Origin of the sequence: Seonamhaeicola sp. ML3 (assembly GCF_023273855.1) — a bacterium.
Lineage (GTDB): Bacteria > Bacteroidota > Bacteroidia > Flavobacteriales > Flavobacteriaceae > Seonamhaeicola.
In genome coordinates this window covers 2598633-2612750 of record NZ_CP096884.1, presented here as the reverse complement: position 1 = coordinate 2612750, position 14118 = coordinate 2598633, and the positions used below count along the sequence as shown (strand labels likewise).

16 protein-coding genes are annotated in these 14118 nt (G+C 33.8%); 4 read left to right on the top strand and 12 right to left on the bottom strand.

Going from position 1 to position 14118, the window contains the following annotated elements:
* Nucleotide 1: 1 nt before the first annotated feature.
* From M0214_RS11300 to moaA, 4 genes are read left to right on the top strand one after another with little or no spacing between them, the layout of a single operon-like run.
* Entirely contained in the window at nucleotides 2-445 is a 444-nt protein-coding gene (locus M0214_RS11300; protein ID WP_248722668.1) for a molybdenum cofactor biosynthesis protein MoaE, read from the top strand.
* Between the two features lie 55 nt (nucleotides 446-500).
* Nucleotides 501-848: a four helix bundle protein gene (locus tag M0214_RS11295; RefSeq protein WP_248722667.1), complete on the top strand. Its 348-nt coding sequence runs from the start codon at nucleotides 501-503 to the stop codon at nucleotides 846-848.
* A gap of 31 nt (nucleotides 849-879) precedes the next feature.
* The gene (gene moaCB, locus M0214_RS11290; protein WP_248722666.1) at nucleotides 880-1791 is read left to right on the top strand and encodes a bifunctional molybdenum cofactor biosynthesis protein MoaC/MoaB; all 912 of its coding nucleotides are present in this window, start codon (nucleotides 880-882) and stop codon (nucleotides 1789-1791) included.
* Entirely contained in the window at nucleotides 1791-2798 is a 1008-nt protein-coding gene (gene moaA / locus M0214_RS11285) for a GTP 3',8-cyclase MoaA (RefSeq protein ID WP_248722665.1), read from the top strand. Before moaCB ends, moaA begins: the two co-directional genes overlap by 1 nt.
* A gap of 5 nt (nucleotides 2799-2803) precedes the next feature.
* Here moaA and M0214_RS11280 read toward each other — a convergent pair whose 3' ends face one another.
* The 12 genes from M0214_RS11280 to M0214_RS11225 form a co-directional block, all read right to left on the bottom strand.
* Nucleotides 2804-3166, bottom strand: a complete 363-nt coding sequence (locus M0214_RS11280; protein ID WP_248722664.1) for an Hsp20/alpha crystallin family protein — start codon at nucleotides 3164-3166, stop codon at nucleotides 2804-2806.
* A 220-nt stretch (nucleotides 3167-3386) separates the two neighbouring features.
* Entirely contained in the window at nucleotides 3387-3767 is a 381-nt protein-coding gene (locus tag M0214_RS11275) for a hypothetical protein (protein ID WP_248722663.1), read from the bottom strand.
* Nucleotides 3768-3937: 170 nt separating this feature from the next.
* Nucleotides 3938-4984: a cytochrome D1 domain-containing protein gene (locus M0214_RS11270; protein WP_248722662.1), complete on the bottom strand. Its 1047-nt coding sequence runs from the start codon at nucleotides 4982-4984 to the stop codon at nucleotides 3938-3940.
* Between the two features lie 48 nt (nucleotides 4985-5032).
* Entirely contained in the window at nucleotides 5033-6088 is a 1056-nt protein-coding gene (gene rfbB / locus M0214_RS11265) for a dTDP-glucose 4,6-dehydratase (protein ID WP_248722661.1), read from the bottom strand.
* Nucleotides 6089-6090: 2 nt separating this feature from the next.
* Nucleotides 6091-6948, bottom strand: coding sequence for a dTDP-4-dehydrorhamnose reductase (rfbD, locus tag M0214_RS11260; protein WP_248722660.1), 858 nt, complete (start codon nucleotides 6946-6948; stop codon nucleotides 6091-6093).
* A complete protein-coding gene (gene rfbC, locus M0214_RS11255) occupies nucleotides 6941-7513 on the bottom strand; it encodes a dTDP-4-dehydrorhamnose 3,5-epimerase (protein WP_248722659.1) in 573 nt (190 codons plus the stop codon). Before rfbC ends, rfbD begins: the two co-directional genes overlap by 8 nt.
* 4 nt (nucleotides 7514-7517) lie before the next feature.
* Nucleotides 7518-8393 (bottom strand): glucose-1-phosphate thymidylyltransferase RfbA, encoded by an 876-nt coding sequence (rfbA, locus tag M0214_RS11250; protein WP_248722658.1) that lies wholly within the window; start codon nucleotides 8391-8393, stop codon nucleotides 7518-7520.
* A gap of 132 nt (nucleotides 8394-8525) precedes the next feature.
* Nucleotides 8526-9572: a YncE family protein gene (locus tag M0214_RS11245; RefSeq protein ID WP_248722657.1), complete on the bottom strand. Its 1047-nt coding sequence runs from the start codon at nucleotides 9570-9572 to the stop codon at nucleotides 8526-8528.
* Complete coding sequence (locus tag M0214_RS11240) at nucleotides 9569-11254, bottom strand: GMC oxidoreductase (RefSeq protein WP_248722656.1); 1686 nt, start codon at nucleotides 11252-11254, stop codon at nucleotides 9569-9571. Before M0214_RS11240 ends, M0214_RS11245 begins: the two co-directional genes overlap by 4 nt.
* Nucleotides 11255-11262: 8 nt before the next feature.
* Nucleotides 11263-11832, bottom strand: coding sequence for a gluconate 2-dehydrogenase subunit 3 family protein (locus M0214_RS11235; protein ID WP_248722655.1), 570 nt, complete (start codon nucleotides 11830-11832; stop codon nucleotides 11263-11265).
* 22 nt (nucleotides 11833-11854) lie between these two features.
* Nucleotides 11855-13045: a glycosyltransferase family 2 protein gene (locus tag M0214_RS11230; RefSeq protein WP_248722654.1), complete on the bottom strand. Its 1191-nt coding sequence runs from the start codon at nucleotides 13043-13045 to the stop codon at nucleotides 11855-11857.
* A 39-nt stretch (nucleotides 13046-13084) separates the two neighbouring features.
* Entirely contained in the window at nucleotides 13085-14086 is a 1002-nt protein-coding gene (locus M0214_RS11225; RefSeq protein WP_248722653.1) for an acyltransferase family protein, read from the bottom strand.
* Between the last annotated feature and the right edge of the window lie 32 nt (nucleotides 14087-14118).

Below are 14118 nucleotides of genomic sequence, written 5' to 3'. Positions count from 1 at the left end.
CATGAAAGATAAAAAACCAAAAAACGTATTTAGAGAAGGAGCTATTTCCTCAGATTTTATAGGCAATTCTATACACAAACACCAAACTAAAACTAGTATTGGTGCTCATAATATTTTCCTAGGTCAAGTAAGAGCCGATGAGATTGATGGAAAAATAGTTTCGGCTATTGAATATACAGCATATGAAGATATGGCAAATCAGAAGTTTCATGATATAAGAGAAGCTGCCTTTGAAAAATTCGAGCTTACCTGTATGCACATTTATCATAGTTTGGGGACTGTAAAAGCCGGTGAAATCTGTTTATTCGTTTTTGTGTCTTCACCAAGACGTAAAGTGGTATTTAAAGCTTTGGAGTATATCGTTGAAGCCATAAAAGCCGATGTCCCTGTTTTTGGCAAAGAAATTTTTGAAGACAGTTCTCACCAATGGAAAGTCAATAATTGATTATTTATTAACTATTATTGACTATTACCACTCATATCCTAAAACATTAAATACTTTGAAGGAAGCATTAAAAAAACGCACTAAATTATTCGCTTATAATTGCGTAAAACTAACTGAACTACTCCCTAACACCTATTTAGCTAATCATATAAAAGGACAACTGATTAGGTGCTCAACATCTGTAGCTGCGAATTACAGAGCAACTTGTTTAGCTCAATCAAAACCCAGTTTTGTTGCTAAAATCAGTATTGTTATAGAGGAAGTTGATGAATCCAATTTTTGGTTAGAATTTGCTTTGGACGAAAATTTAATAGAAAAAGTCAAAATAGAATCTCTTCTAAGGGAATCAAGCGAATTAACAGCAATCTTTGTCGCTTCTAGAAAAACCGCAAATAAGAAATAATCAATAGTAAATAAAAAATAGAAAATTTTAAATGGTTGATATCACACATAAATATACAACGCTTAGAACGGCAATTGCTCAAGCTGTAGTTTCAGTTAGCAAACCCGAAACTATAGAGGCCATCAAAAATGACACCGTACCAAAGGGTAACGTCTTTGCCATGAGTAAGGCTGCTGGATTATTAGGTGTTAAACGCACTCCTGACATTTTACCAGATTGTCACCCCTTACCTATTGAATTTACGGGTGTCGAATATGAAATCAACGGACTTGAAATCACCGTATTGTTCACGGTAAAAACTATCTACAAAACAGGTGTTGAAGTAGAAGCTATGCATGGTGCTAGTGTAGTAGCACTTAATATGTACGACATGTTAAAACCTATTGATAAAGGTATTGAAATACATGCCATCAAACTGTTGAATAAGAAAGGTGGTAAATCAGATTTTAAAGATAATTTCAGAAAAGATTTAAAAGCAGCTGTTGTTGTTTGTTCTGATACTATTTCAGCTGGGCAAAAAGAGGACAAAGCTGGTAAGACTATTATTGAAAAACTAAAATCCTGCGATGTTTCCATTGCAGAATATGTTATTATTCCTGATGAAACTGATGCTATTCAAGGTAAGGCTAAAACCTATCAGGAACAGGGTATTGATATGGTAATTTATACTGGAGGCACAGGGCTTTCTGGTAGAGATGTCACACCGGAAGCTTTAATTCCAATTTTAAACCGGCGTATTCCAGGAATCGAAGAAGCTATTAGAAACTACGGTCAAGATAGAACACCATATTCTATGTTATCTAGAAGTGTTGCCGGAACTATAGAAAACACTCTGGTATTGGCATTACCTGGTTCAACAAATGGTGCTAAGGAATCTATGGATGCCATTTTCCCTTCGGTATTACATGTTTTTAGAATATTAAAAGGAGTTAGACACGATTAATGACAAAAACGACAAACATATTACAAGATAAATTTGGTAGAGAACACACATACCTGCGGATTTCGCTTACTGAAAGATGCAACTTAAGGTGCTCTTATTGTATGCCAGAAGAAGGTGTTCAATTATCTCCTAAAAGTCATATAATGACCTATGAAGAGGTTTATGAGATTGCCAAAACTTTTGTTGATAACGGTGTTACAAAAATAAGACTTACAGGCGGTGAACCCTTTGTTAGAAAAGACATTCCAGTGGTTCTTGAAAAGTTAGCCTCGCTTCCAGTAGAATTGTCAATTACTTCCAACGCAGTTATTATTGACAGATTTATTGAAGTTTTAAAAGCCAACGGAATCAAGAAAATCAATGTGAGTTTAGATTCGCTTGATAAGGACAAATTCACCCTTATTACCCGTAGAAATCAATTTGAAAAGGTTTATAACAATATTCTACTATTGGTTAAAGAAGGATTCACCGTTAAGGTCAATGCCGTATTGATGAAAGATTTCAACGAAGATGAAATCATAGATTTCATAGAACTTACTAAAGATTTACCTGTATCCATCCGTTTTATAGAGTTTATGCCTTTTGATGGGAATAAATGGGATTTAAGTAAAATGGTATCTTATAAAGAAATCATGAAAAAAGTAAATCATCATTTCCCAAAAGACACCGTTGAACGCTTACAAGATGCTCCAAATGATACTGCCAAGAACTATAGAATTAAAGGTTACAAAGGGAGTTTTGCCATTATCAGCTCAGTGACCAATCCATTTTGTGACTCATGTAATAGATTGCGTTTAACAGCCAACGGACAAATAAAAAACTGTTTGTTCTCTTCTTCGGAATCTGATTTATTGACAACCCTGCGACAGGGTGGTTCAATAGAACCTATCATTGCAAAAGCTGTTCAATCAAAATTTAAGACAAGAGGCGGCATGGACACTTTAAAAAAGCTCCAAAGACCAGATTTACATGGTAAAAACCGTAGTATGATTACTATAGGGGGGTAATCTTTTTAAATCTTATATAAACTAAAATACAGAGTTTCATTCCTATATTCTGCAGTAATCCTTTTTTCAACAGGCTTTTTGGGTAAGGTTATATTCATCTTAAACAGCGCTGAAGGGTAGCAATAAGAATGTTTCTCATTATCGCTTTTAGTTTTTTTTGTTTCACTATCCTTTTCAGTTGTAATTACCAATTGGTTTCTGCTTAAATAAAAACGAAAATCTTCCTTTATATAACCCGGAATATCAAGTTGATAATGATAACCATTCTCAGATTCTTGAAACTTTAATGTGTTTTTCTGCTTTTGGTTTTCGGTTGTTTCTTTAAATCTGAAATCCTTCAATTTGGGTTTAGGGGAAATAGTAGTCATAATATTAGGGATATGTTTAGTTTAGTTTTGGTAGGACATTAGAATAGAAGAACTCTATCTAGAAGAAGGTCTGTTTAAATTTAGCATGATTTTTTTAAACAAACAAGATTTGTTGTATATATTTTTAGGATATACTAAAAAAAAATCTGTTTGCCTTTAAGCTTTGGGGAAAGTCTAAAAACAAACAGAAAAACCAAAAAAATTATATTGTTAAATATAATTAAGCAGCAACACTAACAATATGATTATCGATTAGGTAATCAAAAACTACTTGTTTTTCACCATAATCTTGAATTCTTAAATAATATCTAACTCCATAAAACTCTATCTTCTTAAAGTTTTGAGCTAAATAATCGCTTTGTAAACCTTTAATATTAGGTTTAATTTCAATACCATGTTCTATTATGAAGGCAACCTGAGCTTCATGGCTCACATCGTTATTAATTTTTTCTTCAGAAATAGTATTTTGTTGTACTTGTTTCTCCTCAAAAAAATCTCTGATATCTTCTAAAATATCATTATCGATAAACTCAAATTCAAGGTTTTCTAAATACCCCTTTATTTCATTTGTTATCGTCTTATTTTTTTCATTCGCCTTCATGGGTCATGGTTTTGAGATTATAGCACTAAATTAATTTATTCATCCTTATTTACTTTACAACTTTAGACGAATGGAAATTTGGTGTAGACGAATGGACTTTTTTATGTATTAAACGGAATTTTTAACCACTCACAGGGTTTAAAAGGATTTTTTGAGAGAAAAGTAATAAATTAAAGCGCTATTGCTAAACCGTCTGGTATTCTCCCCGTACCAATAGTACTCACTACTTTAAGGCTATTTAAATCTATGACCTCAACTCTAACGGCGTTTGAATTGGCAACAAATGCATACTTACCATTGGGATGCATGGCTATACATACTGGTCTAGGTGTATGATATAGGATTCTTTCAACAATATTCTTTTTACCTGGGAGAACAATATTTTTTTGAAGTTTTTTTGTAGCTGTGTTGTAAACTGAAATTGTTCCGGAAACAGAGTTAGCAACTAAGCAATATTTACCGTCTAAAGTAAACTGTAATCGAGATGGTTCCTCTCCTGCGGTAAGTACCGAGACAATTTCTAAAGTTTTGGTATTAATAATAGAAATGGTTTCATCTCTATTATTAGTGACCCATATTTCCTCACCATCTGGTGTTATATCTATACCCTCGGTTCCTTTACCACATGGAATCACCTTGACAACCTCATCTTTGTTTGTATCAATTACCGTGACCGAACCGGAGCTAAGATTAGACACATAGGCTATCGAATCTGTAGGGTGATACGTTAAAAGGTGACTATATATTTGAGTTGTTGGTATCTTCTTTTTTATCTGTCCTACTTCAATATCAATCACCAGAAGATCATTTCCAACATCGGTTGCAACTGCAACGCAATTAGAATTTGGAACAGCTACAACTCCATGAGGTTTTAAACTTTCATCAACCCTTACCCGTCTAACCTCCTTAAAAGTCTTAGCATCGATTACGGTTAAACTTTTCCCCATTTCTTCAGGTCCGCCATAGTTGGTGACAATTACTTTATCCCCATAGAATGAAGTTGTTGCTTCATGAGGCTCCATATCAATAGGTAATATGGCCACCTGTTCTCCTTTAGTTAAATCGAATACAGTAACATTGCTACTAAGTTTATTAACTATAAAAAGTTTTCCTGTGGTTTCAATGGAATATGAGGTTGTCCTAGCTTTGATAAACGCTATTGCAATAATACTGAACAACAGTATAGCAATAGCGACTAAAACTCTAAGTTTTTTCATTCTGACAATTGAATAGCGGACAAATTGAATTGATATTTCACTGTAAAGTTAAACCGAATACATTTCTGAATAGTACTTTTCATAAGCACCTGAAGTGATGTTTTCCATCCACTCTTTATTCTCTAAATACCATTGAACCGTTTTTTCGATACCTTCTTCAAATTGTAATGAAGGTTCCCATCCCAGTTCTTCTTTCAACTTGGTAGCATCAATGGCGTAACGCATATCGTGTCCCGCACGGTCGGTTACATAAGTTATTAGGTTATCTGAAGTGCCTTTTGGCCTACCCAAAAGACGGTCTGTGGTTTCAATAAGTACTTTTACTAAATCAATATTTTTCCATTCATTAAATCCACCAATGTTATAGGTCTCTCCTATTTTTCCTTTGGAAAAAATAACATCAATAGCGCGAGCATGATCATTAACATATAACCAATCGCGCACGTTTTCCCCCTTTCCATAAACAGGAAGCGGTTTGTTTTGACATATGTTATTTATAAATAACGGAATTAATTTTTCTGGAAATTGATAAGACCCGTAGTTATTCGAACAGTTAGAAATTACTGTTGGTAATCCATAGGTGTCATGAAAAGCCCTTACAAAGTGATCAGATGATGCCTTTGATGCTGAATATGGAGAATGCGGATCATATGGTGTTGTTTCTAAAAAGAAACCTTTCTCCCCTAAAGAACCATAAACCTCATCGGTAGAAACATGGTAAAATAATTTGCCATCATAATCACCATCCCAGAATAATTTGGCCGCCTGCAATAAACTAAGGGTTCCCATTACGTTGGTTTGGGCAAAAGAGAATGGATCTTTAATAGATCTATCAACATGTGATTCTGCTGCTAAATGAATAACATTGTTAATTTCAAATTTTTCAAAAACGTTTTTTACTTGTTCAAAATCACAAATATCGCATTTAACAAACTCATAGTTTGGCTTGTCCTCAACATCTTTCAAATTGGCTAAATTCCCCGCATAAGTCAGCAAATCCATGTTAATAATATTATAATCAGGATATTTATTTACTAGAAGCCTAACTAAATGTGAACCGATAAAACCAGCTCCTCCGGTTACTAAAATATTTTTGTTCTTCATCTTTATAATCTTTGTAAGCATTCCTCTAGTGAATCTCTCCAATAGGGAATTTCAATTTGAAACTTATTTTCTATTTTACTCTTGTTTAATACACTATAGAAAGGCCTTTTGGCAGGTGTTGGATATTGCCAGGTCTCAATAGCATTTACTTTTACGTTAATCTCTTTAATGGCAAAAATAGCCTTTGCAAAATCGTACCAACTGCATACTCCTTTGTTAGAAAAATGATAGACTTCAACAGAATCATTATCTAACTTCGGGATTATTTCAAGGATTCCTTTTGCTAAATCCTTAGCATAAGTAGGTGTTCCAACTTGGTCTACTATTATTCCTAATTCATCTCTTTCATTACCCAAACGAAGCATAGTTTTTGCAAAATTGTTTCCAAAACTGGAATACACCCATGATGTTCTTATAATGACCGAATTTGCAGGGTCTATAGTTTGCATTGCCTGTTCTCCTTCTAATTTCGTTCTTCCGTATACGCCTTGAGGATTCGTTTTATCATCCTCTTTATAAGGAACATGATTTGTACCATCAAAAACATAATCGGTCGAAATATGAATCAACTTAATATTTTTGTCTTTTGCTATTCTAGCAAAATTTCCAACAGCTAAATGATTTAATTTATTCGCAGATTCTACATCATCCTCTGCTTTATCCACAGCAGTATGAGCGGCGCAATTAATAATGACCGTAATATTTTCAATCTCAACAAATTCTGAAACAATATTGAAATCTGTAATATCCAATTCGGTACGCCCTTTAAAATAAAAATTATAATCAGAGTATGAATTCGCTAATTCACGAATTTCAGAACCTAATTGGCCATTAGAGCCTGTAACTAGAACATTATTCATACAACGAAACTAAATCTTCAAAATACTGAGCATCCTTAAACAATGGCTGCTTTGTATCTTTGGGTGATAATTTCATTTCATTAAGAGGTAATTTCCAATCAATATTCAAGGATTTGTCATCAAAGGCAATTCCTCTATCGCACTCAGGGCTGTAATAATTATCAACCTTATAAGCAAATGTGGCTTCTTCACTTAATACCACAAAACCATGTGCAAAGCCTCTTGGTACTAGTACTTGCCTTTTGTTTTCTCCAGTTAACTCAACAGCAACGTGTTTGCCAAAAGTAGAAGACCCTTTTCTTATATCAACCGCAATATCTAAAACAGTACCACTAATAACTCTAACTAATTTAGTTTGAGCATATGGAGGTAGTTGATAATGCAATCCTCTTAAAACTCCAAAAGAAGATTTAGATTCGTTGTCCTGACAAAAATCAATATTAAAGCCTAAAAATTCCTCTAACTTATCTTGCCTAAAAGTCTCTACAAAATAACCTCTATCATCCCCAAAAACGTTGGGTTCACAAATAATTACATCTGGTATAGATGCCCTAATAAATTTCATATACTTACTCTTTTGCTCTTTCAATTAAATATTGTCCGTAACCATTCTTTTTTAAAGGTTCTGCTAGTTCTAGTAATTGCTCTTTTGATATATATCCTTTATCAAATGCAATTTCTTCAATACAAGCAACTTTTAATCCTTGTCTATGTTCAATAGTTTGAATATAATTAGATGCTTCAAGTAAACTTTCATGAGTACCTGTATCTAACCAAGCATAACCTCTACCCATTAATTCAACTTTTAAATCTCCTCTCTCCAGATAATCTTGATTTACAGTTGTTATTTCCAATTCTCCTCTGTCACTAGGTTTTACATGCTTAGCAATCTTAACAACACTATTTGGATAAAAATATAATCCTACAACGGCAAAATTGCTCTTTGGTTTTTCAGGTTTCTCTTCTATACTTAAGGCGTTTCCATCTGAATCAAATTCAACTACACCATATCTTTCTGGATCTTTAACATGGTAACCAAATACAGTGGCTTTATCGGTCTCCTTTGTTGTGTTAACGGCATTGGAGAGCATTTCAGAAAATCCGTAGCCGTAAAAAATATTATCACCTAATATCAAACACACATGGTCATCTCCAATAAACTCTTCTCCAATAATAAATGCCTGTGCCAATCCGTCTGGTGAGGGTTGTTCTGCATAAGAAAATTTCATTCCAATATCAGAACCATCACCAAGTAATTGCTCAAACCTTGGCAAATCTATAGGAGTTGAAATAATTAGAACTTCTTTTATTCCAGCTAGCATTAATACAGATAATGGATAATAAATCATAGGCTTATCGCCAATGGGAAGAAGTTGTTTTGAGGTTCCTTTAGTAATAGGGTACAATCGCGTCCCAGATCCGCCAGCAAGAATTATTCCTTTCATTTTTGGTTACTTTATAGGTTTAGATTTAAGGTTGATTTATTCAATATTAAAACAAATATATCTATTAGTTATTTAGAAAATTATCTTTTTTGAAAGATTCTATTCAAAACATAAAAACAATTTAAATCATCTTTAGTTTAACAATGCTAATCCATCTGGCATTGCTCCTGCTTCAATACTACTAACAATTTTAAAACTTTTCATATCAATGACTTCAACTCTTCCAACAGATAAATTTGAAACAAAGGCGAACTGTCCGTTTGGATGCATTAAAATACCTACTGGTCTTGGATTACCTAAGACTAATTTATCCAAAATATTATCCTTTCCTGGGATTACTATATTCGAAACAAGTTCTTTCGTGTTTCCGTTATAAACCGAAATGGTTCCATCTCCAGAATTGGAAACTAAACAATATCTTCCATCAACAGAAAATTTCAAACGCAAAGGCTCTTTACCTGTATCAATTTTATTCGCTATTTCATTGGTTTCGGTATCTATAACCGATATTAAATTTTCCTTAATATTTGTTACCCAAACTTCAGAACCGTCTGGATTAACATCAATACCTTCAGCGCTTTCGCCAATAGGGATAATCTTTAGAACTTTGTCAAGTACAATATCAATTACACTTACAGAACCTGATTTGATATTGGCAACATACATCAACTGTTTTTTCGGATGATGAACCAATAAATGACTAAAATCTTGTTGTGTTGCTATTCGTTTTTCTACAACACCTGATTCTATATTCACAACTGAGAAATCATTGCCTACATCTGTAACAACTGCAACTTTGTTAAGCTCAGGAAGTGAAATAATACCGTGAGGTTTTATGCTCTTTTCTCCAAGTAAAATGTTTTGTTCTATAGTGTTATTTTTTGTATCAATTACCGTAATACTTTTACCTTCAACATCTGGGGTTCCGTAGTTGGTGACAACCAATTTATTTTGATTAACCAAAACTGTCGCTTCATGTGGTTCTTGTTCTAAAAAAATCTTAGTCACTTCTTTTCCCTCTCGTAAATTAAAAACAGTAATATCTTTACTTGCCTTATTCACAACATATAAAGTTCCTTCTGTTTTTATGTCATAAGACGGCTGCTTAATAAAGTAAAACGCCAACGCCGATATAAAAAATAGGCAAAAAATTACAGTTATTAATTTCAAGTATCTCATAACTGATTGGAGTTAAATTGATCGATTGCATAATGACATGCTCTTGCCGTAAGTGCCATGTAAGTAAGTGAAGGGTTTTGACACCCCGAAGACGTCATACAACTTCCATCTGTAATGAACACATTCTTTACATCATGCATTTGATTGTACTTATTTAATACTGATGTTTTAGGGTCATTTCCCATTCTTACTGTTCCCATTTCATGAACTGCAGAACCGGGTGGAGGGCTATTTCTATAACTACCAACATTTTTAAAACCAGCTTTCTTCAAAATAGCTTCACTTTCTTTTGTCATATGTTCCATCATGGCTTTTTCATTAGGTCCATACGTAAAATCAACTTTTACCAATGGCATTCCCCATGTATCAAGGTTTTGATAGTCAAGTGTTATTTTGTTGTCATAATTAGGCAGGGACTCTCCTCTTCCTCCTAAAGCGATTTTCCACTCACCTGGAGTGGCCAATTGTTCCTTTAAAGAAACTCCAAAACCAGAGGTACTCTTTGTCTGCCAATTATCTCTCTGTCCTTTTCCTTGAATACCATATCCTCGAACAAAATCAACATCCTCTTTGCTATTATCTAAATTTTGAAATCTAGGCACATAAATCGTTCCTGGTGAACGTCCTTCGTAATATTTATCTTTTAATCCATCCAACGTTCCGTAGGTTCCTTCATTAACAACATGGTCCATAAGGTTATGACCTACTTGGTTGCTTGAATTCCCCAATCCATTAGGAAACGTTTCAGAAGTTGAATTTAAAAGAATTGCCGCCGTAGCAATTGCAGAAGCGTTTAAGAAAATAATTCTCGCGTAATATTCGATCTCTTCCTTAGTTTCGGCATCGATTATAACAACGCCTTTAGCTTTTTTTGTTGCCTCATCATAAATAACTTCTTTTACAATTGAATTAGCTCTTAAGGTTAAATTACCAGAATTATAAGCATCTAAAAGGGTCGACGAATTACTACTGAAGTATCCTGAAAACGGACAACCTCTACTACATAAATTTCGGTATTGACATGGGCCTCTACCATCTTTATGTTGTGTTAAGTTCGCTACTCTACCGTTTATTACTAAGCGATCCGAATATTCTTTAGCCACCTCTTCCTTTAAATGCTTTTCTACCGCATTCATTGGTATTGCTGGCTGAAAAACACCATCTGGTAAATGTGGCAGTCCTTCTGAAGTTCCACTTATACCAACGTAATCTTCAACATAATCATACCACTTTTCTAAATCTTTATAACGAATTGGCCAGTCCACGCCGTGACCATCTTTTTTATTGGCTTCGAAATCTAAATCTGATAATCGATAAGTTTGGCGCCCCCAGGTTAGGGAACGTCCTCCAACTTGGTAACCACGAATCCATTTAAATGGATTTACTTGAACGTAAGGGTGCTCGCTATCTTTAACATAAAAATGCTTATTTGTTGCATCACAGTGACTACTTTGAATGGGGTAATCCTTTAATTCTTTATTGGTTAAATGTCCTTTATGTTTAAAATCCCAAGGATTTTTAAATGCTGTAGGGTAGTCTTTAATGTGCTCTACATTTCTTCCTCTTTCTAACACCAGTGTTTTTAATCCTCCTTTAGTCAGTTCTTTAGCAGCCCATCCTCCGCTTATTCCCGAACCAACTACTATGGCATCAAAAGTATTATGTTGTGTTTGCTCTTTCATTATAAATGTTATCTGGTTGCCCAAGCTTTTTGATTAGCTCCTAATTCTGTAATGGCTCTGTATTTTCCCGGCACTGGACGATATGCTAAATGTTGGGTAGCACCTATTGATGATGTACAATACCCTTCCACTGTTAACGTCCTTAGTATATTGTAAAAACTACGTCCTTTAATTTTATTGTTGATTTTTGAAATGATGCCATTGGACATTCCGCTTTCAAATCCTTTAAGTATTTCAACTTTTTGCTCACTTGAGCATTTTTCAAATGAATTACCATAGTTTATTTCACAATCTTCTTGAAGGTCTATAAGGCCGTTTATAAAATTATTATACTCTTTAGCAGAAGCACAATCCTCCATAAAATCTACAATATAGTCCTGAACCAAAGCTTCTTTGGCTCCTGGAGTATCGGTTGGTGGAATAATAACATCTACCAATTCAGATATTAAATTATAATAGTCCTTTAACTGACCTCTACTATGCCTTGCTCCTCCAGAAAAATATTTATATCCTGTGTAAGAGACTGCACCCAGTCCAGCAATTCCGAATATTCCTTTTAAGGCTGTTCTTCTATTCATTTCTTCGCTTTTTACCTTAGGTCTAACTTGCTCTTTGGGCTCTTTCCCAGTTAACTGACTGTGTTTTCTTCATGTACCTGAAGAAGCCCAATACTACTGAAAGGTTCATAATGAAAAAGTAGTATGGCACGAACAACAGCTTTATTTTTATTGAAATATTTTCTAAAAACCAGCCTATTAAAGCACCCGCGTAGAAAAGCGCCTGTAACCAAAATAGTGTAGCGTACAAACCAAATTCCATAATACCTTCATTTAAGGCTAATACCGTCAAAATTGGAATTAGCAAGACCAAACAAAGTGGTGTTAAAGTCCAACGCAATACACGATGCGAGATATACTGAAAAGATAAGGTTCCATATTTAAACACATTCAATAATGAACTTAATCTTACCACAGATTGAATACCACCAGCTGAAATTCTAATTTTTCTCTTTAATTCTTCTTTTACGTTGGCCGAAGCTGATTCTATGGCATATGCTTCTGGATCATATTGAATAGTATAACCCTCTTGAGCCACACGAAGTGAAATGATGAAGTCATCTAACAACGTGTCTTTTTCAACATGACGATATAATTCAGTTCTAATAGCGAACAATTCTCCAGCTGCACCAACAACCGAATATAATTCTGCATCCCATTTCTTTAAGGTAGATTCATATTTCCAATAAATGCCTTCTCCGGCACCCGATGCCACATCACTTTCCTTATTTATAATTCTTTTTTCCCCAGAAACACAGCCAACTTTAGGATTACTGAATAAATTAACAATACGCCTAATGGATTCCTTACCCAGATTAGTATTGGCATCACTAAAAATTACGATAGGTGTTTTCACGAACTCCATTCCTCGGTTCATAGCTCCTATTTTACCATTACGCTCATCCAAATGATGTACTGTAGCTCCATCATATTGACGAATCATATCTGGTGTTCCATCATCAGAGCCATCAGTAACCCAAACAATATTGAGTTTATCTTTTGGATAATCTAAAGACAAAGTATTTTTCATTTTGGCTTCCACATAATCTTTTTCATTATAGGCAGCAATGAATAATGTTACTTCTGGTTCATAGGAAGTGTCAACTTTGGTTTTTTTACCAATTTTAAAAATTCTTCTAATCTTAATAATGAAGTATAATAAAATCCCATAACCTACATAGGTATAGAATATGATGAACAGTAATGTCCAAAAAAGTATTTTTAAAGTTATCATATCGTTCATTTTTTTGGGGTTGGTTTTTATTTAGTTAGACTAACGCCTTCCTAAAAACAATATTCTTGTTATTTTAAATCGGTCTAAAACCTTATCTATAATTATTGGAACTATAAGCCCTAATGCTAGGGACGTTACAAAAATTAATGCTGTTGAATTAACATCTAAACTTCTTGGAATTATTCTACCTGCAGCCGTACCAAAACCATGGAATAGATAAATGGAATAAGACAATCCTCCAATCCAAATAAGCCAATTAATTTCAAGTTTAGACCTTAGTAAAAGAATAGTAAAAGAAAACCCTATTAATAGACCATAAAAATTATCTTTAAGCAGAACAACGTCAATAATATTGAACCAAGACAGTTGTTGAACTACAACACACCCCATCAATAATAAACCGCAAATATTTTTTATCAATTGGTTTTCTAATAGCACTTTAAAACGAAACAGACCAACACCTAAAATAAAACTAGGTAATAAATATAGCGTTCCTAGATAACTAAAATAATTTAGCGATTCCATAGGGATAAATAAATCTCTTGTCAACAAAGCCATTAAAGACAAGATGAAAATTAACATCCAGCTTGAAATGGTTTTCATTTTACCAATATTATCTAATATTGCAATTAAAACGAAAACGAAAAAAAGTGAATACAGATACCAATAAAAAGTATATGGGAAAATTATTAGTTTCCATAAATCAATCAAATCACTTTTACGATTTGTTCCTGGGGTATAATATTGAACAATAAAATAACAAGCTCCAACAACTAGCATTGGTATAAGAAGTCTAAAAACTTTCTTTATGACAAACTCTTTTATCTCAGATTTTGAAGGTTTTAGGGCGTACACCCATCCTGCTAAAACCGTAAATAATGGCATCTGAACTGGGTCTATGAATGTATAATAAATGTATCTTAGAAGAGAATCATCATCAACTTGCATCCCTCCTTCAGCAGCAGAGCCTATAACATGACCTATAACTACAAGCAATATGGCAAGTCCTCTAAGTGTTTCTATGGTTTTGTCTTTTTTCATAATATATGATGAGAGAAATTCAAATATTAAGT

Bases quoted from the DNA above. Each gene is read 5' to 3' on its own strand.
- M0214_RS11300 (WP_248722668.1), top strand. From the start codon at position 2: ATGAAAGATAAAAAACCAAAAAACGTATTTAGAGAAGGAGCTATTTCC.
- moaCB (WP_248722666.1), top strand. From the start codon at position 880: ATGGTTGATATCACACATAAATATACAACGCTTAGAACGGCAATTGCT.
- moaA (WP_248722665.1), top strand. From the start codon at position 1,791: ATGACAAAAACGACAAACATATTACAAGATAAATTTGGTAGAGAACAC.
- M0214_RS11280 (WP_248722664.1), bottom strand. From the start codon at position 3,166: ATGACTACTATTTCCCCTAAACCCAAATTGAAGGATTTCAGATTTAAA.
- M0214_RS11275 (WP_248722663.1), bottom strand. From the start codon at position 3,767: ATGAAGGCGAATGAAAAAAATAAGACGATAACAAATGAAATAAAGGGG.
- M0214_RS11270 (WP_248722662.1), bottom strand. From the start codon at position 4,984: ATGAAAAAACTTAGAGTTTTAGTCGCTATTGCTATACTGTTGTTCAGT.
- rfbB (WP_248722661.1), bottom strand. From the start codon at position 6,088: ATGAAGAACAAAAATATTTTAGTAACCGGAGGAGCTGGTTTTATCGGT.
- rfbD (WP_248722660.1), bottom strand. From the start codon at position 6,948: ATGAATAATGTTCTAGTTACAGGCTCTAATGGCCAATTAGGTTCTGAA.
- rfbC (WP_248722659.1), bottom strand. From the start codon at position 7,513: ATGAAATTTATTAGGGCATCTATACCAGATGTAATTATTTGTGAACCC.
- rfbA (WP_248722658.1), bottom strand. From the start codon at position 8,393: ATGAAAGGAATAATTCTTGCTGGCGGATCTGGGACGCGATTGTACCCT.
- M0214_RS11245 (WP_248722657.1), bottom strand. From the start codon at position 9,572: ATGAGATACTTGAAATTAATAACTGTAATTTTTTGCCTATTTTTTATA.
- M0214_RS11240 (WP_248722656.1), bottom strand. From the start codon at position 11,254: ATGAAAGAGCAAACACAACATAATACTTTTGATGCCATAGTAGTTGGT.
- M0214_RS11235 (WP_248722655.1), bottom strand. From the start codon at position 11,832: ATGAATAGAAGAACAGCCTTAAAAGGAATATTCGGAATTGCTGGACTG.
- M0214_RS11230 (WP_248722654.1), bottom strand. From the start codon at position 13,045: ATGATAACTTTAAAAATACTTTTTTGGACATTACTGTTCATCATATTC.
- M0214_RS11225 (WP_248722653.1), bottom strand. From the start codon at position 14,086: ATGAAAAAAGACAAAACCATAGAAACACTTAGAGGACTTGCCATATTG.